Genomic DNA, 22,605 nt, shown 5'->3' with positions numbered 1-22,605 from the left:
CGGTGGTCGTGTCGGCCGCGCTCGTGGGCAAGAGCCGCCCCTCGCTCGGGGCACGGCCGTGACCGCCTCGAGGCGGTCACGGCCGTGCCCCCGCTCGCGATGATCGCCACCCAGGCGTTCTCGTTCGACGACGGCCTCGGCCGTCTTCGCCCTGGTGGCCGCGGGCCTGTCGTTCCCCGCCCCGAGCCGGCCGGGCGCTGACCTGCGTCCGCGGCGAACCCGCGTCAGTCCTGCTGTCCCCGGCCGCCGAGCGCGCCGGCGGGCAGCAGCAGCGAGTCGCGGACCCGGCACCAGTCCACACCGGTCAGACCCAGTGCCCCCAGGTCCTCCACCACCGCGTCGATGGAGCGCACATCTCCCTCGTCGGTCAGGGCGGCCCCACCGTCACGGTGGTGGAGGACGAGCTCTGTCACATAGCGGCGCAGCGGATCGAGCCCGTTCTGAGCTGCGGTCCGGGCGGGGGTGTGCCAGCGGGCATCGTGCGGGATCCAGCCGGTAATGACCTCGGTCGGCTCGGGGGTGTCCATACCGGGACATTAACAGGGCGCGCGCGTGCGAATCCCCTGAGTACAGCCTGCGTGAGGGCAGGGCCCCGCCCTCACGCGGGCCGCACGGGCGCGGAGACGTCCAGCACGACGGTCCCGGCGATCTTGTCGTGCAGACCCTGCCGGTTCGGGCGGTCCCAGGCGGCCACCGCGCCGCACAGGAAAACGACCGCCGTCAGACACAGGAGCCACACCCAGACCGGCATCACCAGGAACAGCACCGGCAACACCGGCAAGGCCGAACGCACCATGACCGCAGCCAACCGCAACGGGCCCAGCCGCCCGGCCCCGGCGGCCGGGGCCAGGCGCAGACCCATGCGCGCCCGGCCGTAGGTCTGCTGGCTCCGATACAGGGCGGCGACCTCGTACCCGGTGTAGAGCAGGAAGAAGACCACCACGAGCAGCACCGGGAACCTTTCGTCCAGGTGCCGGGTGGATCCACCGAAGACCATCTGGGTCCCGACCCAGGCCAGGGACGCCACGAGAGCGATCAGCAGCGCGGGCACCCCGACCGCGGCCAGGTCCAGGCCGCGGGCCATCAGGCGGTGGTGCCAGAGCGCCAGGCCGTAGCGGTGTCCGACCGCCTCGCCGTGGGGATCACTGCGCGGGGGCGGCTGCTGTCCTCCGGTGGGCCGGTTCTGTTCCGGTGGAGGGACGTTCATGGTCGGGGGCGACCTCCGGTCGGGCCGAGGGGCTGTGTGCGGGGCAGGGCCTGTCGACCCGACTCTACCGAGCCGACCTGCCGCGGAGCCCGGCACGGGGTCGCCCCCCGCGGCCGAGGCCGCGGGGGTCGCAGACGGGCACGGATCAGAGCATCTTGGCGAGGTACTGCCCGGTGTAGGACTCGGCCACGGCCGCGACCTCCTCCGGGGTGCCCTCGGCCACGACCTGGCCGCCGCCGGAGCCGCCCTCGGGCCCCATGTCGACGATGTGGTCGGCGGTCTTGATGACGTCGAGGTTGTGCTCGATGACGATGACGGTGTTCCCGCTGTCGGTGAGCCGGTCCAGCACGCTCAGGAGCTTGCGGATGTCCTCGAAGTGCAGGCCCGTGGTCGGCTCGTCCAGTACGTAGACGGTGCGGCCGGTGGAACGGCGCTGCAGCTCGGCGGCCAGCTTCACGCGCTGGGCCTCACCGCCGGACAGAGTCGTGGCCGGCTGTCCCAGGCGCACGTAACCCAGGCCGACGTCCTCCAGGGTCTGCAGGTGGCGGCGGATCGCCCCGATGTGTTCGAAGAACTCCAGCGCCTCGGTGATGGGCATCTCCAGCACCTCGGAGATGTTCTTGCCCTTGTAACGCACCTCGAGGGTCTCCCGGTTGTACCGGGCGCCGTGGCAGACCTCGCAGGGCACGTAGACGTCGGGCAGGAACTGCATCTCGATCTTGAGCGTGCCGTCGCCGGAGCACGACTCGCACCGGCCGCCCTTGACGTTGAAGGAGAAGCGCCCGGGCTGGTAACCGCGCGTCTTGGCGTCCGTGGTCTGCGCGAACAGCTTGCGGATGTGGTCGAAGACGCCCGAGTACGTGGCCGGGTTCGACCGCGGCGTGCGCCCGATCGGGCTCTGGTCCACGTGCACGACCTTGTCGACCTTGCCCGTCCCGTTCACCCGCAGGTGGCGGCCGGGAACGTCGCGCGCGCCGTTGAGTTCCTTGGCCAGGGCCTTGTACAGGATCTCGTTGACCAGCGTGGACTTGCCCGAACCGGACACCCCGGTCACAGCCGTGAACACACCCAGGGGGAAAGCGACGTCGATGCCCTCCAGGTTGTGCTCGCGCGCGCCCTTGACCACGNGGGCGCCCGCCGCACCGGGGGCACCGCGATGGTACGCCGTCCGGTGAGGTAGTCGCCGGTCAAGGAGTCGGGCGTCTCCAGCAGATCGGGTACCTTCCCCGACACCACGACGTGCCCGCCGTGCTCGCCCGCGCCCGGGCCGATGTCCACGACCCAGTCGGAGGAGCGGATGGTGTCCTCGTCGTGCTCGACCACGATGAGGGTGTTGCCGATGTCGCGCAGCCGCTGCAGGGTCTCCAGCAGCCGGTGGTTGTCACGCTGGTGCAGGCCGATGGAGGGCTCGTCGAGCACGTAGAGCACGCCGACCAGCCCGGAACCGATCTGGGTGGCCAGACGGATGCGCTGGGCCTCACCGCCCGAGAGCGATCCGGCCGCCCGCGCCAGGTCGAGGTAGTCCAGGCCGACGTCGAGCAGGAAGCCGAGCCGGGCGTTGATCTCCTTGAGCACCTGGGCGGCGATGACCATGTCCCGGTCGGAGAGCTGGAGCTCGCGCAGGAACTTCGCGCTGTCGGACAGCGCCATCTGCGCGACCTCTGCGATGGACTTGCCGCCCACCGTCACCGCGAGCACGACCGGCTTCAGGCGCGTGCCCTCACAGGTCGGGCAGGGAACGGTGCGCATGTAGCCCTCGAGGCGGTCCCGGCTGAACTCGCTCTCGGTCTCGGCGTGGCGGCGCCGCACCCACGGGATGACGCCCTCGTAGTCGGTGTAGTACGAACGCGTCCGCCCGAACCGGTTGCGGTAGCTGACGTGCACCTGGGTGTTGTGGCCCTCCAACAGCGCCTTGCGTGCCTTGCGGGGCAAGTCCTCCCAGGGGGTGTCCATGGTGACGCCGAGTGCATCGGCGACCGCGTGCAGGATGCGCTCCCAGTATCCGGTGTTGGGTCCGCTCGCCCACGGCGCGATGGCGCCCTCGGACAGCGACTTGGCCGGGTCGGGCACCAGCAGGTCCGGGTCGACCTCCATGCGGGTGCCCAGCCCCGAGCAGTCGGGGCAGGCTCCGTACGGGGCGTTGAAGGAGAACGAGCGCGGTTCGAGCTGTTCGAAGGACAGGTCGTCGTAGGGGCAGTACAGGTGCTCGGAGAAGACCTTCTCGCGGCCGGGGTCGCCCTCGGGCACGTCCACGAAGTCGAGCACGATGGTGCCACCGGCGAGCTTGAGCGCTGTCTCGACGGAGTCGTTGAGGCGCCCGCGCGAGGAGGGTTTGACCGCGAGGCGGTCCACGACCACGGAGATGTCGTGCTTGTCGTAGCGGCCGAGCTTGGGCGCTTCGTCCAGGCGCACGGCCTGCCCGTCGACGACGGCGCGGGTGAAGCCCTTGGTCTGCAGGTCCTTGAAGAGCTCCACGTACTCGCCCTTGCGGCCGCGCACGACCGGCGCCAGGACCTGGAACCGGGTGCCCTCGGTCATGTCGAGGACCCGGTCGACGATCTGCTGCGGGCTCTGCCTCGCGATCTCACGCCGGCACTCGGGGCAGTGCGGCGTTCCCACGCGTGCCCACAGCAGGCGCAGATAGTCGTAGACCTCGGTGATGGTACCGACGGTCGACCTCGGGTTGCGGCTGGTCGACTTCTGATCGATCGAGACCGCCGGGGAGAGTCCTTCGATGAAGTCGACGTCGGGCTTGTCCATCTGGCCCAGGAACTGCCGGGCGTAGGCCGACAGGGACTCGACGTAGCGCCGTTGTCCCTCGGCGAAGATCGTGTCGAAGGCCAGGGAGGACTTGCCCGAACCGGACAAGCCGGTGAACACGATCATGGAGTCGCGCGGCAGCTCCAGCGAGACGTCCTTGAGGTTGTGCTCGCGGGCTCCCTGCACGACCAGGTTTTGTTCGACCATCGAGTGAGACATCCTTCGGCTTGAGCGCACGGGAGGCGGGCTCGCCGCGGCGACGGCCGGCCCGTGTGGCATGACGGCACGGCGGTCGAACTGCCCCGTGAGGTGCCCGCGCGAGCAGCTGGTTCGGGCCGGTCGCCGTGCGGGCGGATGGAGGGTGACGCGCCTGTGGTCCGTCCGACCAGACTAACGACGGGGGACGACGCTTTCTTCCTGAACGGGAAGTGACGGCGCCCCGACCGCGTCACCGCGAGGAGCACCGCCACTATAGACGAACACCCGTTCGAAATCAGCCGGCACGGGGCGCCGCGTCGGATCCGCGACGCCCCGTGTGCTCAGGAACGGCCGGAGGAGGCTTCGGAACTCTCCAGCTCGGCCTCGCCCCGCTTGTCGACACGGGTCTTGAGGAGGCTGCCCGCGACGGTGACCGTCATGACGCCGAGGATGACGGTCAGGGACAGGCCGATGCCGACCTCGGGCACGTGCACACCGTTCTCGTGTAGTGCGTGCAGGATCATCTTCACACCGATGAAGAGCATGATCGCCGACAGGCCCCAACTGATGTAGGCGAGGCGGTCCATGAGGCCGGCCAGCAGGAAGTACAGCTGGCGCAGGCCCATGAGGGCGAAGGCGTTGGCGGTGAAGACGATGTAGGCGTCCTGGGTCAGGCCGAAGATCGCCGGGATCGAGTCCACCGCGAAGACCAGGTCGATCACGCCGATCGCGACGATCACGAGCAGCATCGGGGTGATGTAGCGGACCCCGTCGAACTTCACGGTCATCTTGGCGCCGTGGTAGTCCTCCGTCACCGGCCAGAAGCGCTTGACACCGCGCACGACCGGGTTCTGCGTGAAGTCCTTCTGGTCCTCCCCGCCCTTCACGTGGTCGCGCACGATCTTGTACGCGGTCCAGATGAGCAGGACGCCGAAGAGGTAGAAGACCTCGCTCCAGGCGTTGATGACCTGGGCGCCCAGGACGATGAAGAAGCCGCGCATCACGATCGCTATGACGATGCCGACGAGCAGGACCTCGTGCTGGTACCTGCGCGGAACGGCGAACGCGCCGATGAGCAGGTAGAACACGAACAGGTTGTCGATGCTCAGACTCTTCTCGGTGACGAACCCGGCGAAGTACTCGGCACCGGCGGTGGCACCGCCGAAGTACATGACACCGAGCCCGAAGACCACTGCGATGGCGATGTAGAAGGCCGCCCACCACGCTGCCTGGCGGGTCCCGAACTCGCTCGGGCCCTTCTTCTTGCTCCAGGGGTGGTCGACGATGATGAGGTCAAGGACCAGGATCGCGACCATCGCGCCGATGGTGGCGACCCATACCCACAAGGGAACGTTCACGGACGTCTACTCCTCCGGTCTGAGTGCGTGCGAGCGTTGTGCACGCACCACGAACAGCCGGAGGTCTCTCCCGTCCTGGCCTCATGGGCTCGGACCGGCGGAACCGGGAACACGTCCTTGTGCTCCGTGATGACGGCGCCGCCGCGGTAGGGATACTCCCCTCGCGTCAAAAAAGCGGCCACGGCACAGCCCACCGGGGGCAATGGCCGTCGGCCGACCCCAAGCATGCCATCAAATGCCTCTCCGAGGAAGTCGTGGGCGGGTGGCATCCATCGCTCCACCGGGCCACGCGGGCCTCACCACCGCGCGACGCCCGCGTAGACGTCGAGTGCCGCCTGCACGGCGTCCTCCTCGGTGGGCAGGGCCTCGGCGGCCTCACCGGACCGTGTGCGCAGGTCGGCGCGGAGGTGGTCGTCGTCCAGGACCCGTCCCACGGCGGCGGCGAAGGCCTCCGGGTCGTCCGGGGGCACGAGCAGCACAGTGCCCGCGTAGTGGTCGGGGATGCCGCCCACCCGGGTGGAGACCACGGGGAGTCCGGCACGCAGCGCCTCCATGATCACCAGGGAGGGCCCCTCCCACCGGCTGGTGAGGCAGAACACGTCGGCGGCGGCGAGGAGGTCGGCCACATCGGTGCGGTGGCCGAGCATGCGCACGTCGGCGTCGATCTCGGCGGCGGTGTCGTGCAGGCTCCCCCAGAGCGGTCCGTCTCCGGCGAGGGCTATGACGGGGTCGGGAACGCGGTCGGCGATGGCGGGGGCCGCCGCCAACAGGGTGTCCAGGCCCTTCTGTTCGACGAGGCGCCCGATGGTCAGCACGAGCGGGCGTTCGGGCAGCACGGCCAGGTCGGCGCGGGTGTGCTCGCGCCCGTTGAGGGGCTTGCCGACGTACGGGGCGGCCACGACCGCCGGGCGGGTGTCCCGGGCCCCGGCGGCGGTGAGGCGTTCGACGAGGTCACCGGAGACCCCGAGGCACACGTCGGCGCGACGGGCGACGATGCGTTCCAGGAGCGGATGGATCGCCGTGCGCACACCGGTGACCGCGGGCGGGGCGTTGTGCACCGTCACGACGAGGGGGCCGACCCCGGCCAGGGCGCACAGGGCCCCGGCGCGCACCCCGTGGGCGTGCACGATGTCGGCGTTGCGCAGCAGGGCGCGCAACCGCAGGACCGACCCGGTGTCCCCCAGGTCCGGGGCGGCACCGATGGGAACCGGGGCGAAACGCAGCCCCGCCCGGGTGAAGCCGATGTCCCTTTCGGTCTCTGCGGGGCCGAGCACGGCCACCTGGTGTCCGCGTGCGGCAAGCTCAACCCCGAGCGAGCGCACGTGCCGTCCCGACCCCCCACTGCTGGTCCCCACCACCAGCGCGATCCTGGCGTTCACCGCTCCCCCTCTGCGCTCTCGGTCCCTGGATCCTGCCTACCCGGATGCCGCCCGCCCGCTGGTGGGGGCACGCCGGTCACCGGTGCTCCTCCTGGCGCCGCGCAGTGGTCCGGCCCCGGAGCGCGCGCAGAGCCGAGCGGTCGACCAGGGCGGCGACCACCGCGAAGAGCGCGACGGCCGCCAGACCGCTGCCCCCGATGACGGTGAGGAACAGGGCGGCGACGCCGACGGTCGTGCCGGCCGAGAGCACGAGTTCGGTGGCCAGGGGCAGCCCGGACAGATCCTGGCGGTGTTCGGAAGCCAGTGGGACGAAGGCCAGGTAGAAGCCGACGACGGCCAGGCTCGAGACCAGCGGGGCGAGGGAGGGGCAGACCGCGACGGCCGCGCAGGTCCCGCCGACCAGAGCGGGCCCCTCCTGCAGGGTGACGGTACGGCCGCGGAAGTTGCTGCACCGCCGGGCCTCGGGGCGGTCAGCCGACCCGGTTACGGCGCGGGCGCGGCGCAGGAGCGCACGGACGGTGGGGCCGGGGCGGGTGAGCACGGCGTAGGCGGCACGGGCGGCCACAGCCCCGATCACGCCCCCGGCCGGACCGTGGCCGATGCTGCGTAGCCGGGACGCAGGGGTGCAGGACCGGCACGGGCCTCAGCCCCCGTCCCGCACGGTGCGGCGCGCCTCGTCGTCGATGTCCCGCACCTCGCCGCCGTCCTCCAGCGCCGCAGGCAGTGGGTCCGGCAGGAACCCCTGGGTCCCCTGCCCGATGCCGAAGGAGCCGCCGTCGCCCTGGACCTCGGCCGACAGCGCCAGGACGGTGACCACGTCTCCGACGCTCCGTCCGGCCACGTCGACGGTGCTGTAGGGCGTCTGCCCCTCACGGACCTGGGCGAGCATGTGGCCGTGGTCGGCCGAGGAGGGGTCCCCGGCGAGCACGGTCGGCCCGACCTCGGAGTGCAGCGCTTCGGTGAGCGTGTCGAGCGCGGCCCCGGTGGCCTCGCTGTCGGAGCCCTGCCCGCCGGCCTCCTCCCCGGGTGCGAGCACGACGAGCGCGTCGGCGCCCTCGACGGGGTCGCCGGTGACAGTGAGCAGCTCGGCCTCGGTGAAGGCCGACAGAGCCGCCTCGGCGTCGTGGCTGTCCTCACCGGTGTCGTCGGAGGCGGGCTCGGCGTCGGCGTCCGACCCGTCGCCGTCTGAGCTCCGGCCGCCCCCGGAGGAGGCCAGGGCGCGGCCGAGCTCGGTTCCGGCCTTGGTGTGGGGGCTGCCCGCGAGCTCGGCGGCCTCGGGTGAGACCTGCACGGCGAGCTCGTCGAGGAAGGTCTCCTCACCCTCGTTCAGGAACTTCTCGGACAGCTCGACCCTGCCGGCCGGCTCGCCCCCGGCCTGTTCGATGCGCCGGTCCAAGGAGGCCGACGTGTCCTCGTCGGCCCCGGGGGCGGCGACGGTGACCACGTCCAGGTCCAGGAGTCGGTCCTCGAGCAGGTCCCCGGCGGCGGCGTCGACCATCTCGTCGGCACCGTTGCCGAGCCGTTCGGACACGTCGCGTTGGGTGCGCAGGTCCTCGCTCTGACCGCGCATCTCGGCCGTCTCGGACTCGAGGGTGTCCAACAGCGGGTCCTGGAGCATGGTGGACCCCAGGGCCAGCCCCACCGTCAGCGCCAGGAACACCGCGATGATGGAAACAAGGTGATAGCGGAAGTCGATCACGTGAACAGCCCCGTCAGCCAGTAGGAGAAGGTGTCCCAACGCGCGGCGAGAAAGGTCAGGTAGACCTGCCCCGCGGGTGAGCTGACGGCCGCGACCACGATGGTGAGCAGGCACGCGGCGACCAGTCCGGTCAACGCCCACGGCGAGATCCGGGAACGGTAGAGGCGGCTCACCCCCTTGGCGTCGACGAGCTTGCCGCCGACCCGCAGCCGGGTCAGGAAGGTGCTGGCCATCCCCGATCGGCCCTTGTCCAGGAATTCCTCGAGGGTGGCGTGGGTTCCGACCGCGACGATGAGGTCGGCACCGGAGCCGTCGGCGAGCATCATGGCCACGTCCTCGCTGGTGCCGGTGGCCGGGAACACGACCGCCCGGTGGCCGAGGTCGGCGAGACGGTCCATGCCGGGTGCGCGCCCGTCGCGGTAGGCGTGCACGACCAGCTCGGCGCCGCCGGACAGCGCGCGGTCGGAGACGCAGTCGAAATCGCCGACGATGATGTCGGGCCGGAGCCCGGCCTCGAGGACGGCGTCGGCCCCTCCGTCGACGGCGATGACGACGGGGCGGAACTCCCGGATGTAGGGGCGCAGAGCCGCGAGGTCCTCGCGGTAGTGGTATCCGCGCACCACGATGAGGACGTGGCGTCCCCCGATGTCGGTGTCGATGGCGGGAATCCCGACGCCGTCGAGCAGCAGGTCGCGTTCGCGCTGGAGGTAGGCCATGGTGTTGGCGGCGAAGGCCTCCAGCTGGGTGGAGAGGCCGGCGCGGGCGGTGGCCATGGCGGCCTCGACCGATCCGTGGTCCTGCACGGTGCCGCGGGCGACGGGTCCGTCACCGCGGTAGAGGGTGTCCCCCTCCAGGCGCAGGAGTTCGCCCTCACGTACACGGGTGAGGGCCTCGGGGCCGGTGTCGTCGACCAGGGGGATGCCTGTGCCCACGAGGAGTTCGGGCCCCTGGTTGGGGTAGCGGCCGCTGATGCTGCGGGCGACGTTGACCACGGCCGAGACACCGCAGGCGACGAGCGCCTCGGCACTGACGCGGTCGAGGTCGGCGTGGTCGATGACGGCGATGTCGCCGGGCCGCAGGCGCTTGGTCAGGTTCTTGGTGCGGCGGTCGGCCCGAACGGGCGCCTCCGCCCCCGTGGGTGCCACCACCTGCGTGCGGCGCAACCGCAGGACCGTGGTGCTGAGCGCATCCGATACGTTCATCGATCGCATAATGCCATTATGCGATCACCCGCAGTAGTTACATGGTCGGACAGGAGGTTCGGGGCAATCCGGACCGGCCCGACAGCAGGATGTCGCGCCCGGACGTGCCGGGCGCGACTCGGGGTCAGGCGGCGGGCAGTGCCCGTTCGGGGTCGGCGTTGCTCAGCAGTTCCTCGGCGTGGGCCCGGCCCAGCTCGGAGTCCTCCAGGCCGGCCAGCATCCGAGACAGCTCCCGCACCCGGCCGTCGCGGTCCAAGCGCACCACACCGCTCTCGGTGACCAGGCCCTCGGTCGATTTCTCCACCACCAGGTGCGCGTCGGCGAACGCGGCGACCTGCGGCAGGTGGGTGACCACGATGACCTGTGCGCGGCGGGCCAGACGGGCCAGGCGGCGGCCGATCTCGACAGCGGCCTTGCCACCCACGCCCGCGTCGACCTCGTCGAAGACGAACGTGGGCACAGGGTCGGCGCCGGCGAAGACCACCTCGATGGCCAGCATCACGCGCGAGAGCTCACCGCCGGAGGCGCCCTTGTTCAGGGGGAGCGGACGGGCGCTGGGATGCGGGGCCAACAGGAGTTCGACCTCGTCGAGCCCGTTCGGCCCGAACTCCTCGCCGGTCGTGATGCGGACACTGACGCGCGCGTGCGGCATGGCGAGTGCGGTCAGTTCCTCGGTGACGGCGTCGCCGAAGCGCTCGGCGGCCTCCTCGCGCAACCGGGTCAGCTCCCGGGCCGACTCCGACATCGCGGTGTGCAGCTCCTCGGTCTCCGCGCGCAGCTCCTCGATGCGGTCGTCGTCGCCGTCCAGATCGGCCAAGCGCTTGGCTGCGTTCTCCGACCAGGCCAACACGTCGTCGGTGGTCTCGCCGTACTTGCGGCTCAACTGGGTCAGCAGTGCCCGGCGCTCCTGGATCTCGGCCAGGCGGGCGGGGTCGGCGTCGACCGACTCGGCGTAGGAGGCCAGCTCCGTGGCGGCGTCGGTGAGGATGTAGGAGGCCTCGTCCAGGCGGTCGCCGAGCGCTGCGAGCTCGGCGTCGTGCTCACGCACCGCAGCGACCGCGCTCCGGGCCGCCGACAGCAGCGCCGCCACGTCGACCTCCACGTCCGAGGCGGGGTCGCCGGCCAGGGCCTCGTGGGCAGTGGTGGCGGCCATGCGCAGACCGTCCGCGTGGGCCAGCCTGGTCTCCTCGGCCAGGAGTTCGGCGTCCTCGCCCGGCTGGGGTTCGGCCGCGGCGATCTCCTCCACACCGAACCGGAGCATGTCCGCCTCCTGAGCGCGATCGCGGGCCCGCTCGACGATCTCCTCGAGCTCCCCCGCGAGTTCCCGGTGGCGCCGGTAGGCCGCGGAATAGCGCTTGAGCTCCTTGGCGAACCCGTCCCCGGCGAACCGGTCCAGGGCCGTACGCTGCCGGTCGGTGCGCAACAGGCGCTGCTGGTCGGACTGGCCGTGCACCGCCACGAGGTCGTCGGCGAGGTAGGACAGCAGGCTCACCGGGGCCGAACGCCCGCCCATCGTGGCCCGCGAACGCCCCTCCGCGGAGACCGCGCGCGTCAGGATCAGTACGTCGTCGTCGATGTCGCCGCCGGCCTCGAAGACACGGGAGGCCACCCGGCCGTCCTCCGGAACTGTCAAGCGCCCCTCGACGGAGGCACGCTCGGCCCCGGGACGTACGCGCTGCGGATCGGCACGACCTCCGAAGAGCAGACCGAGCCCGGTGACCACCATGGTCTTACCGGCGCCGGTCTCACCCGTGACCACGGTCAGCCCCGGTGACAACTCCAGGACGGCGTCGTCAATGACCCCGAGTCCCTGGATACGGACTTCTTCGAGCACCGATCCCTCTCCTGATTGTCGACGCCACTGTCCACGCGCGTACACACGCGTGCACGGCGTGCCAGGGAGTGCTCCCCGGTCAGCGGCCGTGCTCACCCCTGCCGCGCCATCCTGCGACCGGCAGGCCGAACTTGGCCACCAGTCGGTCCGTGAACGGGGCCCGGTGCAAGCGGGCCAACCGGACCGGCGTATCGGCACGGGTGATCTCGATTCGTGCCCCTGCGGGCAATTCGACCATACGCCGTCCGTCGCACCACAGCACCCCAGGCACCGTCTCGGGCAGCACCTCGAAGGCCACCGACGTGTGCGGACCGACCACGAGAGGCCGTGCGAACAGGGCATGTGCGCTCAGCGGGACCACGAGGAGGGCGTCCACGTCCGGCCAGACCACGGGGCCTCCGGCGGAGAACGCGTGCGCGGTCGAACCGGTGGGGGTCGCGCACACGACACCGTCACACGCCCAGCGTGAGAGGGGACGGCCGTCGATCTCCAGTATGGTCTCCAGGACCCGCCGTGCGTCGCCCTTCTCCAGGGTCGCATCATTGAGCGCCCAGGTCCGGGCCGACGGGGTGCCCTCGTTGCGGCCGTTGTGGAAGACCGCCACGTCCAGGGTCATGCGCTCCTCGACGGCGTAGTCGCGCTCGACCACACTGCGCACGGTCTCACCGAGGTCCTCGCGTTCGGCCTCGGCCAGAAAACCCACGTGTCCCAGGTTCACCCCCAGCAGCGGGGCCCCGGCGGGGCGGGCCAGCTCAGCGGCGCGCAACAGGGTTCCGTCACCGCCCAGGACCATGACGAGTTCGACCCCCCGCGCGGCATCGTCGTCCTCCACCGCCTCGACCGGGGTGAGCTCGAACCCGGCCTGGGCCAGCTCCTCCACCTCGTCCTTGAGCATGCGCACGTTCAGACCCTCACGGGTGAGGCTGTCGTGCACGAGCTGGGCGCTGCGCAGCGCCGCGGGCCGACCGGTATGGGCCAGCAGGAGAACACTGCGTCCCCTGGTCATCGCCGTCCCCTCAACGTTGTCTCCCTGCGAGGGAGTGGTGCCCGCACCCGGGTCCCTCGGCCGGGACACGTTACCCAACCACCCGGGCGCCCTGCCACGCGATCCGGACGCGTCCGTACGCGCCCCTGCAGGTGTGTCGCCCCTACCGGGGGCCCTCCTCGATGGCGCGGGCCAGCACTGCCGGGTCCAGGGGGCCGGCCCCGGCACGCATCCACAGGAAGTACTCGACGTTGCCCGAGGGTCCGGGCAGCGGGCTCGCCGCGACGTCGACCGCACCGAGACCCAGCGTGTGCCCGTGGTCGGCCACGGCGGTGACCGCCTCGCCCCGCATATCGGGTTCGCGCACCACACCGCCGGCTCCCACACGTTCCTTGCCGACCTCGAACTGCGGCTTGACCATGAGCACGAAGTCGGCGTCGGGAGCGGCGCACTCGCGCAGCGGCCCGAGCACCAGTGTGAGGGAGATGAAGGACAGGTCGCCCACCACCAGGTCGGGACGGGGCTCACCGATCTGTTCGGGTGTCAGCTCGCGCACGTTCACACGTTCCATGACCCGGACCCGGTCGTTGCTGCGCAGGGCCCAGGCCAACTGCCCGTACCCGACATCGACCGCTGTGACGCGGGCGGCGTTGCGGCGCAGGAGCACGTCGGTGAACCCGCCGGTGGAGGCGCCGGCGTCCAGGGCGCGACGGCCGGAGACGTCGAAGGAGAACGCGTCCAGGGCACCGAGGAGCTTGTGGGCCCCGCGCGAGACGTAGGGAGGCTCGTCGGAAGGGGTTCGCACGACGATGGGCTGGTCGGTGCCGACCTGGGACGCGGCCTTGGAAGCCACCATCCCCGCGACCTTGACCGACCCGGTCTCGATGATCTCGGCCGCGTGACCGCGGGAACGGGCCAGCCCGCGGCGGACCAGTTCGGCGTCGAGCCGACTACGTTTTGCCATGGTCACCAAGGGTACCGGCGCTCACCGCGCGGTGTCGGTCTCCTGGTCCAGAGAGCCCAGCACCGCCGAGAGTTCCCGGTGGAGGCTGTCGAAGACCTCCACGTGTTCGGCGGTGGGGCGCTCATCCAGCTCGGCCAGGCGTTCCTTTGTGGCCTCGAGCGTACGTCGGGCCAACTCGGCGGGTTCCATGACCTCTCCCCCGTCTGCGGCTGCGGATCGACCCGACTGTATCGCCCGTGGAAGCGCGCGCGGCCGGTCCTACTTCTTGGTCTTGGCCTTGGTGGTGCGCTTGCCGGTCGACCTGGGTTTGGTCGTCCTGGCCTTCCCGGACTTGGAACCGGACTTGGCCTGGCCCGACGCGCCACCACCCGAGGCCTTGGCCGGTTCCTCGGCGGGCTCGGCCCCGGACGTCTCGCCCGAGGACTGCCCGGTGTCGGCCCCGGGTTCGCTCCCGGGGTCGGCCTCGGTGCCGGTCTCGGTGTCGGCCTGCGCGGATCGGTCGGTGGTCTCCGGGGCCTGCTCGTCCGCAGAGGTGTCGCGGGCCTCGGCGCCGGCCTCCCGTTGGGGAGCCGCGACCGGTTCGGAGGGCTGCGGGCCGGCGGAGGCGTCCACGGACAGCGCGCGCTCGACGGCGTGGCGGGCGGCCAAGCGGCGTTCCAGCTCGGCGACCCGGCGGGACAGGCGCTCGTGTTCGCTGCGTGGGACCACGTCCATGGTCTCCAGCTGGCGGCCGACCTCCTCCCGGACCAGGTCGGCGATGGCGGCCCGGTTGGCCTGGCTGGTCTCGATGAGCTCACCGGCCAGCACCTGGATGCTCTGTCCCACCCGTGGGGCGGACTCGCCCTCGGCCCCGGCGGCCGCGCCCGCGGACCGTTGGTCGGTGCGCAACAGCGCGCGGGCCGCGGCGACGGCATCGCGGCGGGAGAGTTCGGTGAGGCCATTGGCGGCATCGAGATAGGTGCGTACCGCGTCGACGACCATGGTGGCGTTACTCCTTGGAGCGCGTGAGGTTGCAGGCAGGATCACAGGCGGCACGAGGAGCGGGGCGGAACTCGCGCGTTTACGGGGGATCCGGCCACAACGCTACCGGTGCGGCCGAGGCCGCGGCACGGGAACCACAGAGGTCTTCTACTTCGTCACCTTGGCCACGGAAGCCCCCCGTTTCACACCGGTTGAGGCATCATGAGCTCATGAGCAGCATCGACGCCTGCCTCGACGGCTTCGCCCTCGTCAACCAGCGCATCCTCGAGCACCCACGGCAGGAACGGGCCCGCCGCATCGACGAGCGCAGCATCGCCGTGGTCGTGCCCGACCTGGACACCACGTTCCGGCTCCGGCTCACCTCGGAGGGCCTGGCCGACATCGTGCACCATCCCAGCGGAACGGACGGCTCCCCCTCGCAGGTCACCGTCACCGTTGGCGGGGACGACCTCGTCGCGATCGCCGAGGACCGCCTCAGCGCCAAGCTCGCCCTGGCCACGCGCCGTGTCAAGGTCAACGCCTCCCTGGGGGACATGTTGCGCATGCGTTCGCTGCTCGGGTGAGCGCACCGTCCACGCCCGGGTAACGTTCTGGGATGTCTGTCCACGGTCTCGACCTGGCTCCTTTCCGGGGTCTGCGCTACGCCGCTCCCGACGTCGACCGCTTCATCGACGACGAGGTCGACGTCTCCCGCCTCCTCGCCCCGCCCTACGACGTCCCCGACGCGCGTGAGGCACGGGACCTGCAGCGTTCCGACCCCCACAACGCCGCCCGCGTGACGCTGCCCTTCGAACTGACCCGGGAGACCCATCCCCGGTACCGGGCCGCCGCCGCGTTGCTGCGCCGGTGGGTGCGGGACGGGGTGCTGACCCAGGACCCTGGGCCGGCGCTCTACGTGTACGAGCAGATCACCATAGGCGGTGCGCGCCAGCGCGGCCTCGTCGGGGCACTGGGCCTGAACTCCCCCGTCCGCCCGCACGAGGACGTCGCCGAGGCCCCGGTCCAGGACCGCTTCCGGCTCATGCGGGCCGCCCGCGCCAACCTCGAACCGATCTTCCTCGTCTACCGCGGCGCCGGAGGCGCAGCCTCCCGCACCACGGAACACCCGGACCAGGAACCCCTGCTCACCACCGGCACCGCCGACGGGGCCGAACACCGCCTGTGGGCGCTCACCGACCCCGCGACCATCGCCGAAGTGCGCGCCGACCTGGCCGAGCGCTCGGCCCTGATCGCCGACGGCCCCCACCGCTACGCCGCCTACCGGCAGCTGCACCGCACCGAGTCGGACCCGGGGTGGCGCCGAGGGTTGGCGCTGCTGGTGGACAGCGACACCCACCCGCCGCACCTGGGAGCGATCCACCGGGTCCTGCCCCGCACCGACACCGACCGCCTTCTGGAGCTCGCCCGCGAGGTCGCCACGGTCGAACCGGTCACCGCACTCACCGTTCGGGGCGCCGAGGGTCCGTCCGTGGTCGTGGCCGGCCCCGACGGCGGCGCCCACCTGGTGCACGGTTTCGACGCGGCACTGCTGGCCACGCATATGCCCGGCCGGTCCGGACGGTGGCGCAACCTGCCCACCTCCGTCCTGCACGAGGTGCTGCTTCCGCTGTGGGGTGTGGCCGAGGACCGGGTCCGCATGGTGCACGACAGCGCCGACGAAGCCGTGGCGGCTGCCCGAAGCGACAGCGGAACCGCGGTGATCGTGCCATCGTTGTCCGTGGACCAGGTCTATGCCGTGGCCGACCACGGCGAGCTCACCCCCCGAAAGTCCACGTCCTTCGGCCCCAAACCCCGGACCGGCCTGGTCATGCGGCTGTTGGACCGACCCCCCGAGGAGCCATGGCCGACCGAACCCTCTGCACACGGGAGTCACTGACCTCCGACCTGACCGGCCTGGGGCTCGCCCCGGGCAGCACCGTGCTCGTCCACAGTTCATTGAAATCGCTGGGCTGGGTGTGCGGCGGTGTCCCCGCGGTGGTGCAGGCCCTGACCGACGCGGTGGGCCATACGGGGACCGTGGTGGTGCCCACCCAGAGCGGCGAGTACTCCGACCCCGCGGGGTGGCAGAACCCGCCGGTTCCCGAGTCGTGGTGGCAGACCATACGCGAGCACATGCCCGCCTACGATCCGGCGGTGACCCCGACGGCCGGAATGGGGCGGGTGCCCGAGCAGCTGCGGACCTGGCCCGGGGCCGTGCGCAGCGCCCATCCGCAGGTGTCCTTCGCCGCGCTCGGAGCACGGGCGCGCGAGCTCATGGAGCCCCACCCGCTGGAGGACGGCCTGGGACCGGACTCCCCGCTGGGACGCATGGCCGGATCCGGCGCGCAGGTACTCTTCCTCGGCACCGGGTACGCCACGTGCACCGCGTTCCATCTCGCCGAGTACCGGATCCCCGTCTCTTCGCGCATGACCTGCGGTGCGCCGGTGCTGGACGCCTCCGGGAAGCGGGTGTGGACGCAGTACACCGACGTGGCGCTGGACGAGCGGGACTTCACCGGTATCGGTATGGCCCTCGAACAGGCACAGCACGTCACCGTGGGCGCGGTGGGCACCGCCACGGCCCGGTTGTTCCCGATGGCCGAGGCCGTGGACTTCGCCGCCGAGTGGATGCGGCGCCACCGCACCGTGCCACGGCCCTGACTTCCGCCCGTGCGACGCAGCCCACCCCTGGCGGACCCACCCGCTAGACGCCGGGGCCGGGGCCTGCCCATAACCTGGGGGCGTCTCCTGCCACGACCATCATGAACGGGTCCGCCTCCATGACGCTGCGCGCCTCCGAACGCCCCCTCGACGAGATCCACGACGCGATGCTCCTGGACCTGGACGGTGTCGTCTACGTCGGCCCGAACGCCGTTCCGGCCGCGCCCGAGGCGGTCGATAAGGCCCGCGCGGCCGGCGCGGAGGTGGCGTTCGTGACCAACAATGCCGGGCGCACGCCCGGACGAATCGCCGAGCACCTCACCGGCCTCGGGGTGGAGGCCGTTCCACAGGACGTGGTCACTTCCGCCGAGGCCGCGTCCCGGCTCATCGCCGAGCGCTACCCGGAGGGCTCGGAGGTCCTCGTCATCGGTGACACCGGCCTGCGCCAGGCCGTGCACCGCAGCGGGATGCGCCCGGTCACCGTCGACTCCCGGTCGGTGGTCGCTGTCGTTCAGGGATACTCGCGTTCCATGGCGCGCGACCTGCTCGACCAGGGGGTGCTCGCTGTCGCCCGTGGTGCGTTCTTCGTCGCCAGCAACGCCGACGCCACCGCGCCGAGCGAGTGGGGCAACACCCCCGCCAACGGTGCGTTCGTCCAGGTGATCACGCATGCCACCGGGGTGGACCCGGTCGTGGCAGGAAAACCGATGCGTCCGCTGCACCAGGAGGGCATGCTGCGCACGGGTGCCCGAAACCCGCTCATCGTCGGTGACCGCCTCGACACCGACATCGAGGGTGCCGTCACCCACGGGGCCGCAGGCATGCTCGTGCTGTCCGGGGTGGCCACACCCGCCGAGGTGCTGGCCGCGCCCGAGCACCAGCGCCCGCACTACCTGGCCTGGGACGTCTCGGGCATGAACAAGGCCCACCCCGCGGTGGAGCACGAGGGCACCACCGTACTCTGCCGGGGTTGGGCCGTCACGGTCGACGGTTCCGGTGTGGGGCTCTCCGGATCCGGGGAGCGCCTGGACGGGCTGCGTGCGCTGTGCGCGGCCGTGTGGGGCCACCCCGGCGTCGACCCCGCCGGCACGAGCGTGCATGCGGCGTTGTCCCGTCTCGGGTGGTGAGCACCGCCCCGCACTGCGCGTGACGCGGCGCCGGCGCTGCAGGCTCTCGAGCAGGGACCTGAGCACCGCCGCTCCCCCGCGGGTGTACACGGACATGTCAGCGTTCCCCCTTCCGTCGGGCACGCACGAATCGCACCGACGTGGCCTCCACCTCGCACACGCTCCGGCGCCCGTTCACCCCGCGCCAGGTGCGCCGCCGCAGCGCGCCACGGACGTCGACGACGTCGCCCAGGCGCCAGCCCCGCAGTTCCCCGTGGAGGGCCTGGTCGAAGCTCACACAGGTGATGGAGTCGAACCCGCGCCCCCGGAACCGCGTCGAGGGGTCCCGGGTGACACAGATGCGCCACGTGGCCAGGTGGTCGCCGCTGGGCAGTTCCCGGAACCGGGGCTCGGCGGTGATGCGGCCCGCGAGACCGACCTCGTTGTGGTGCTCGCACTCCACGCGTTCGCCGTCCGCGGGGCGGTCCTCGGCGGGATCTCCGGCCGGTTCCTGTTGCACCGTAGCGGCGGACCCGCGTACGTCGGTGTCACCGCCACTGCTCTCCGGCACCTCCGCCTTCGACAGGGGTGAACGGTCGCGACCGGAACCCGGCGCGTTCCCGGACCGCCGACCCCGCCTGGTTCCTACGGGGGCTGCATTCTCACGGGACATGCCGCGCGAAGCGTGTGGGGCATCCTCTCCCCTGCGGGCACTCGGGCCGGGGCCGGAAACATCAGCGGATCCGGGCGGGCCTGCTGCGCGGGCGAGCGACGCCTCGGCACCGGAGAGAAGCGGGCGCCGGTCGGGGGCATGGCCGTTGTAGGGCGGCAGTGTGGGGTGCTGGAGCGGTACGGGACCGGAGAACGGGCCGAACGTGCAGCGGTCTGGCATGGGATCTCCCGGTTGGTGGGTGACGGGGACGGCACACCGCTGGGCCGGGGGTGATCCCGAACGGGGCGGGTGCGCCGATTCCAGATTCACCGGGACCGGGCGTGGAAGAAAGACCCGGATCCCCACCTGTGGACAGCCCGGGTGACCCGGACCACCGTGGACCGAACGCTCTGTTCTAGGGTCTGTTGGTGGACGCCTTCCGTTGCTCCGGTCGGCTACTGCGCCGCCAGGCGTCCGTCGAGGGCGGTGGCGGGTGACGGGTGGGCGCAGGCAGTGGTGCTGTCGCAAGGCCGAAGAAGGAGTCGGCCTGGACGTGCCGTCGACCGATGAGAACGCCGCGAGAGTGCCGCTGGGGCGCCGCGCAGCAGGTCATCGGTGTTCGCCGAACAAGCTCTAGAGTCGAAGTCCCGAAGACGCCGTAGAACAGGGGTGCCTGCCGTGCACGACGACGTGGACGTGAACGGACTGCCGGAGGGGATCGTCCCGCTCGGCAACGACATCTACGCCATCGACACGATGCTCGCCGGTTATCCCGGTGTCGTGTCGAGCTACCTCATCCGGTCCGAACGGCCGTGCATCGTCGAGGTCGGCACCGCCGGATCCGCACGTGTCCTGCGCGACGCTGTCGTGCGCCTGGGGCTGGCACCCGAGGACCTGGCCACGATCGTGGTCACCCACATCCACCTCGACCACGCAGGCGGTACCGGCGACATGGCGGCGCACTTCCCGAACGCCGAGATCGTGGTCCACGAGCGCGGTGCCCGCCACCTCGCCGACCCGAGCCGCCTCATGGCCAGCGCGAAATTGGTCTGGGGGGAGCGCCTGGAGACCCTGTTCGGCCAGATGCGCCCCACCGAAGGGCAACGTATCCGCGCGGTCGCCGAGACCGGCGAGATCGATCTGGGCGCGGGCCGCAAGCTCGTCTCGCACTACGCTCCCGGCCACGCCAAGCACCACATGGGCCTGGTCGACACCCTCACCGGGGACCTCTACGTGGGTGACGCCCTGGGTGTGTACAACCCCCTCACGGGCGACGTCCGCCCGGCCACGCCCCCGCCCGACTTCGACCTGGACGCCTGCTTGCGCACCCTGCGCCTGTTCGGCGACATCGAGCCGCAGCGCCTGATGTTCTCGCACTTCGGGGCGGTTGAGGCAGTACCGGAGACCATCGACCGGGCCGAGTCCGAGCTGCGCCTGTGGGTGGAGACGGTGCGGGAGTCCTACGCCGCCGACGGCGACCTGGACCACGCCGTCGCGATGGTCAAGGAGAAGGTCGTCTCGCGCTACCGGCCGCTGCCTCCGGACGCCTCGGAAGAGGCCGCGGCCGTGCTCGACATCCTCGCCGGTCCCGAGGCCAACGTCGGCGGGATCATGCACTGGTTGGACCGTCTGGAGCAGGAGCAGGCCGAAGCGGAGCGGGCCGGCCGCGAACGCGAGGCCTGACCCTCCCGTGCCGGGCCGACGAAAACCCCGTGCTTCCGGCCCCGACCCGGCCTAAGCTCTCGCCCATGACTTCCACGGTGCGGCCCATGGGCCCCCGCGTCCTGCCCTTGGTGACCTCTGCCTTCCCGTGCATGGTGCTCACCGAGGAATCCATGCGGTGGCGGACCGGCCACCCCCACCCCGAGTTCGTCAACCGGGAGCTCCTGGCCGTGGACGGACACAGCGCCCCGGTGGGGTTCGTCCGAGTCCTCACGCTACGCACCCCTGACGAGACCGGACAGGTCAAGGCCTACATCACCCTCCTGAGTGTGCGGGAAGGTCAGCGTGACCCGATGGAGGTCCGCGCCGCACTGCTGCACGAGGCCGAACGCACGGCCCGTGCGGACGGGGCCACGGCCGTACGCGTGGAGGTGGCCGACGACGCCGTCCAGGCCGGGGGTTCCCTCCTGGCCTCGTTCGTGCACGACCACGGCTACACGCAGAACGTGGAGGAACACCGGATCCAAGGGCTGGACCTGCGTTCCCTGCCCGAACCCCGACCGGTCCCCGACGGGGTGGAGCTGCTCCCCTTCACCCGCGTCCCCTGTACGAGGTCGACCGGGAGGCCACCGGGGACGAGCCCGGTGAACGCAGGCCGGAACCCTTCATGTCGTACGCCGCATGGCTGGACAGCGTGTGGCCCCACCCTCGCGGACCGGGACATCAGCACGGCGGTCCTGGTGGGGGGCGAGGTGGTGGGCTTCACCGCCTATGTGAGCGATGGGCGAACCAGGATGGAGTCGCAGATGACCGGGACCTCGGCCGCGCACCGCGGCCGAGGTCTGGCGGGCCTGGCCAAGACCACCGCGCTGCACCGTGCCCGGGAACGCGGTATCCGGTTTGCTTATACGGGCAACCACGACGCGAACGCGCCCATGCTGGCGGTCAACACCGGGCTGGGATACAGGGTCGTGGGTGCGGAGCGCACCCTCGCCCGCCCCGAGGGCCAGGCCGAGGGATCAGTCGGGCGCACCGGGCAGACCGGCCGCCCGGATCAGGTGGGCGTAGATCCCGTCCCCCCACGAGAGCTCGTCGTCGCCGGGCAGGCGGTCGAAATCGCGTGCCTCGACCGTCTCGAACTCGCCGGTGAGCGGGGCCAAGGACTCGACCTGCGCCTGTGTGACGACGGTGACGTGGCCGTCGGAGAGCACGTAGTACCCGACGAGGCGAAGCTCGCCGAGGATCGCACCGGCCTCCTCCAGCGCCTCCCGCCGGGCGGTCCGCCACAGGGTCTCGCCCGGTTCGACGTGTCCGCCGGGAAATTCCCATCCCCTTCGCCGGTGCCGCACCAAGAGAGGCCGGTCACCCCGGTACGTCAGGCAAACGACGGAGTCGTGGTGTTCGGGCAGCTGTTCCAGGTGCACGACCGCACCGCCGAGCGGCGAGTCGCCCGGCGGTGGGGTGGGTTCGGCGCTCAGCCGCGCTCCCGGTCGCCGCCCTCGGAGGCATGGTTGCGGTCGTTGCCGACGGGTGCCTCGTCCTCATCGGAGGCGGGGTCCTCGGCGTCCGTCCACATGATGCCGTCCTCGAGATCGACATCGACGAGCTCGACGCCCTCGATCTCTGCGAGGCGCTCGTCGGCATCGGTGACACCCTCACGGTCGACGGAGGAGGCACGCGCGAAGTATTCGCGGGCATCGTCCTCCTTGCCGAGCTCGGCGAGCACGTCGCCGTAGGCGTAGAAGAGACGTGCCACCCACGGGCGGGCCCGGCGCTCCTTGAGCTCCGGAATCTGGAGCTCGGCCAGCGCGGCCTTGGGGTCGCCCATGTCACGGCGGGCACCGGAAGCGACGATGCGCAGTTCGATGCGCTCGGCTGCGTCGAGCTCGCCGGCCGCCGGGTCGTCTGCGATCTCCAGCGCACGCTCGGGGCGCCCGAGCCCGCGCTCGCAGTCGGCCATGACGGCGAGGAAGCTGTC

At 71.4% G+C, this 22,605-nt stretch carries 21 protein-coding genes and 2 pseudogenes; 6 read left to right on the top strand and 17 right to left on the bottom strand.

Translation table 11 applies throughout. The features are described from left to right. Positions 1-224: 224 nt before the first annotated feature. From D474_RS30190 to D474_RS0126235, 13 genes and pseudogenes are all read right to left on the bottom strand, one after another. Positions 225-527: a hypothetical protein gene (locus tag D474_RS30190; protein WP_017616465.1), complete on the bottom strand. Its 303-nt coding sequence runs from the start codon at positions 525-527 to the stop codon at positions 225-227. Positions 528-598: 71 nt separating this feature from the next. Next, positions 599-1,207 carry an RDD family protein gene (locus D474_RS0126290; RefSeq protein WP_017616464.1) on the bottom strand — a complete coding sequence of 203 codons (609 nt, stop codon included), beginning with the start codon at positions 1,205-1,207 and terminating at the stop codon, positions 599-601. Between the two features lie 145 nt (positions 1,208-1,352). Continuing rightward, positions 1,353-4,174: pseudogene (gene uvrA, locus D474_RS30185) on the bottom strand (excinuclease ABC subunit UvrA). A 332-nt stretch (positions 4,175-4,506) separates the two neighbouring features. Then, complete coding sequence (locus D474_RS0126280) at positions 4,507-5,523, bottom strand: TerC family protein (protein WP_017616463.1); 1,017 nt, start codon at positions 5,521-5,523, stop codon at positions 4,507-4,509. A 296-nt stretch (positions 5,524-5,819) separates the two neighbouring features. Continuing rightward, positions 5,820-6,902 carry a glycosyltransferase family 4 protein gene (locus D474_RS0126275; protein WP_017616462.1) on the bottom strand — a complete coding sequence of 361 codons (1,083 nt, stop codon included), beginning with the start codon at positions 6,900-6,902 and terminating at the stop codon, positions 5,820-5,822. Positions 6,903-6,978: 76 nt separating this feature from the next. Then, entirely contained in the window at positions 6,979-7,479 is a 501-nt protein-coding gene (locus D474_RS33995) for a hypothetical protein (RefSeq protein ID WP_051051131.1), read from the bottom strand. A gap of 66 nt (positions 7,480-7,545) precedes the next feature. After that, complete coding sequence (locus tag D474_RS0126265) at positions 7,546-8,601, bottom strand: copper transporter (protein ID WP_017616461.1); 1,056 nt, start codon at positions 8,599-8,601, stop codon at positions 7,546-7,548. Then, entirely contained in the window at positions 8,598-9,803 is a 1,206-nt protein-coding gene (gene steA / locus D474_RS0126260; RefSeq protein WP_017616460.1) for a putative cytokinetic ring protein SteA, read from the bottom strand. Before steA ends, D474_RS0126265 begins: the two co-directional genes overlap by 4 nt. Before the next feature lie 124 nt (positions 9,804-9,927). Then, a complete protein-coding gene (gene recN, locus D474_RS0126255; RefSeq protein WP_017616459.1) occupies positions 9,928-11,637 on the bottom strand; it encodes a DNA repair protein RecN in 1,710 nt (569 codons plus the stop codon). Between the two features lie 79 nt (positions 11,638-11,716). Next, entirely contained in the window at positions 11,717-12,643 is a 927-nt protein-coding gene (locus tag D474_RS0126250) for an NAD kinase (RefSeq protein ID WP_017616458.1), read from the bottom strand. 142 nt (positions 12,644-12,785) lie between these two features. Next, on the bottom strand, positions 12,786-13,586 hold the full coding sequence (locus D474_RS0126245; RefSeq protein WP_026118816.1) for a TlyA family RNA methyltransferase: 801 nt from the start codon (positions 13,584-13,586) through the stop codon (positions 12,786-12,788). A gap of 21 nt (positions 13,587-13,607) precedes the next feature. Next, a complete protein-coding gene (locus D474_RS32890; RefSeq protein WP_017616456.1) occupies positions 13,608-13,775 on the bottom strand; it encodes a hypothetical protein in 168 nt (55 codons plus the stop codon). Positions 13,776-13,844: 69 nt separating this feature from the next. Further along, positions 13,845-14,567, bottom strand: coding sequence for a coiled-coil domain-containing protein (locus D474_RS0126235; protein ID WP_017616455.1), 723 nt, complete (start codon positions 14,565-14,567; stop codon positions 13,845-13,847). 209 nt (positions 14,568-14,776) lie between these two features. Between D474_RS0126235 and D474_RS0126230 the strand changes: the two genes are divergently transcribed. From D474_RS0126230 to D474_RS0126215, 4 genes are all read left to right on the top strand, one after another. Further along, on the top strand, positions 14,777-15,130 hold the full coding sequence (locus D474_RS0126230; RefSeq protein ID WP_017616454.1) for an SCP2 sterol-binding domain-containing protein: 354 nt from the start codon (positions 14,777-14,779) through the stop codon (positions 15,128-15,130). A 32-nt stretch (positions 15,131-15,162) separates the two neighbouring features. Continuing rightward, complete coding sequence (locus D474_RS0126225; RefSeq protein ID WP_017616453.1) at positions 15,163-16,443, top strand: DUF1015 family protein; 1,281 nt, start codon at positions 15,163-15,165, stop codon at positions 16,441-16,443. Further along, positions 16,407-17,207, top strand: a complete 801-nt coding sequence (locus D474_RS0126220) for an aminoglycoside N(3)-acetyltransferase (protein WP_017616452.1) — start codon at positions 16,407-16,409, stop codon at positions 17,205-17,207. Before D474_RS0126225 ends, D474_RS0126220 begins: the two co-directional genes overlap by 37 nt. A 119-nt stretch (positions 17,208-17,326) precedes the next feature. After that, the gene (locus D474_RS0126215; RefSeq protein ID WP_026118815.1) at positions 17,327-18,334 is read left to right on the top strand and encodes an HAD-IIA family hydrolase; all 1,008 of its coding nucleotides are present in this window, start codon (positions 17,327-17,329) and stop codon (positions 18,332-18,334) included. Between the two features lie 97 nt (positions 18,335-18,431). Here D474_RS0126215 and D474_RS0126210 read toward each other — a convergent pair whose 3' ends face one another. Continuing rightward, the gene (locus D474_RS0126210; RefSeq protein WP_017616450.1) at positions 18,432-18,884 is read right to left on the bottom strand and encodes a single-stranded DNA-binding protein; all 453 of its coding nucleotides are present in this window, start codon (positions 18,882-18,884) and stop codon (positions 18,432-18,434) included. Positions 18,885-19,643: 759 nt separating this feature from the next. Here D474_RS0126210 and D474_RS0126205 point away from each other — a divergent pair. Continuing rightward, positions 19,644-20,648 carry an MBL fold metallo-hydrolase gene (locus D474_RS0126205; RefSeq protein ID WP_026118813.1) on the top strand — a complete coding sequence of 335 codons (1,005 nt, stop codon included), beginning with the start codon at positions 19,644-19,646 and terminating at the stop codon, positions 20,646-20,648. Between the two features lie 254 nt (positions 20,649-20,902). Here the strand turns inward: D474_RS0126205 and D474_RS32470 are convergent, their stop codons facing one another. After that, positions 20,903-21,154: a hypothetical protein gene (locus D474_RS32470; RefSeq protein WP_161628713.1), complete on the bottom strand. Its 252-nt coding sequence runs from the start codon at positions 21,152-21,154 to the stop codon at positions 20,903-20,905. On the opposite strand from D474_RS32470, the pseudogene D474_RS34165 reads away from it, so the two are divergent. After that, positions 21,053-21,559 (top strand): annotated as a pseudogene (locus D474_RS34165) (GNAT family N-acetyltransferase); the annotation flags it as partial. The gene D474_RS32470 and the pseudogene D474_RS34165 sit on opposite strands and share 102 nt — an antisense overlap. Positions 21,560-21,646: 87 nt before the next feature. On the opposite strand, the gene D474_RS0126195 reads toward D474_RS34165, so the two are convergent. After that, positions 21,647-22,051 (bottom strand): NUDIX hydrolase, encoded by a 405-nt coding sequence (locus D474_RS0126195; protein ID WP_017616447.1) that lies wholly within the window; start codon positions 22,049-22,051, stop codon positions 21,647-21,649. A 50-nt stretch (positions 22,052-22,101) separates the two neighbouring features. Next, positions 22,102-22,605 (bottom strand): hypothetical protein (locus D474_RS30175; protein ID WP_017616446.1); only part of this gene is annotated, 504 nt, incomplete at its 5' end.

The organism is Nocardiopsis salina YIM 90010, assembly GCF_000341025.1.
GTDB lineage: Bacteria > Actinomycetota > Actinomycetes > Streptosporangiales > Streptosporangiaceae > Nocardiopsis > Nocardiopsis salina.
This window is presented reverse-complemented; position numbering and strand designations above follow the sequence as displayed.

What these genes read in the sequence shown, in the direction of transcription:
- D474_RS0126290 (WP_017616464.1), bottom strand. Translation starts at nt 1,207, where the DNA reads ATGAACGTCCCTCCACCGGAACAGAACCGGCCCACCGGAGGACAGCAG.
- D474_RS0126215 (WP_026118815.1), top strand. Translation starts at nt 17,327, where the DNA reads ATGACGCTGCGCGCCTCCGAACGCCCCCTCGACGAGATCCACGACGCG.
- D474_RS30190 (WP_017616465.1), bottom strand. Translation starts at nt 527, where the DNA reads ATGGACACCCCCGAGCCGACCGAGGTCATTACCGGCTGGATCCCGCAC.
- D474_RS0126220 (WP_017616452.1), top strand. Translation starts at nt 16,407, where the DNA reads ATGGCCGACCGAACCCTCTGCACACGGGAGTCACTGACCTCCGACCTG.
- D474_RS0126225 (WP_017616453.1), top strand. Translation starts at nt 15,163, where the DNA reads ATGTCTGTCCACGGTCTCGACCTGGCTCCTTTCCGGGGTCTGCGCTAC.
- D474_RS0126250 (WP_017616458.1), bottom strand. Translation starts at nt 12,643, where the DNA reads ATGACCAGGGGACGCAGTGTTCTCCTGCTGGCCCATACCGGTCGGCCC.
- D474_RS0126230 (WP_017616454.1), top strand. Translation starts at nt 14,777, where the DNA reads ATGAGCAGCATCGACGCCTGCCTCGACGGCTTCGCCCTCGTCAACCAG.
- steA (WP_017616460.1), bottom strand. Translation starts at nt 9,803, where the DNA reads ATGAACGTATCGGATGCGCTCAGCACCACGGTCCTGCGGTTGCGCCGC.
- D474_RS0126245 (WP_026118816.1), bottom strand. Translation starts at nt 13,586, where the DNA reads ATGGCAAAACGTAGTCGGCTCGACGCCGAACTGGTCCGCCGCGGGCTG.
- D474_RS0126235 (WP_017616455.1), bottom strand. Translation starts at nt 14,567, where the DNA reads ATGGTCGTCGACGCGGTACGCACCTATCTCGATGCCGCCAATGGCCTC.
- D474_RS32890 (WP_017616456.1), bottom strand. Translation starts at nt 13,775, where the DNA reads ATGGAACCCGCCGAGTTGGCCCGACGTACGCTCGAGGCCACAAAGGAA.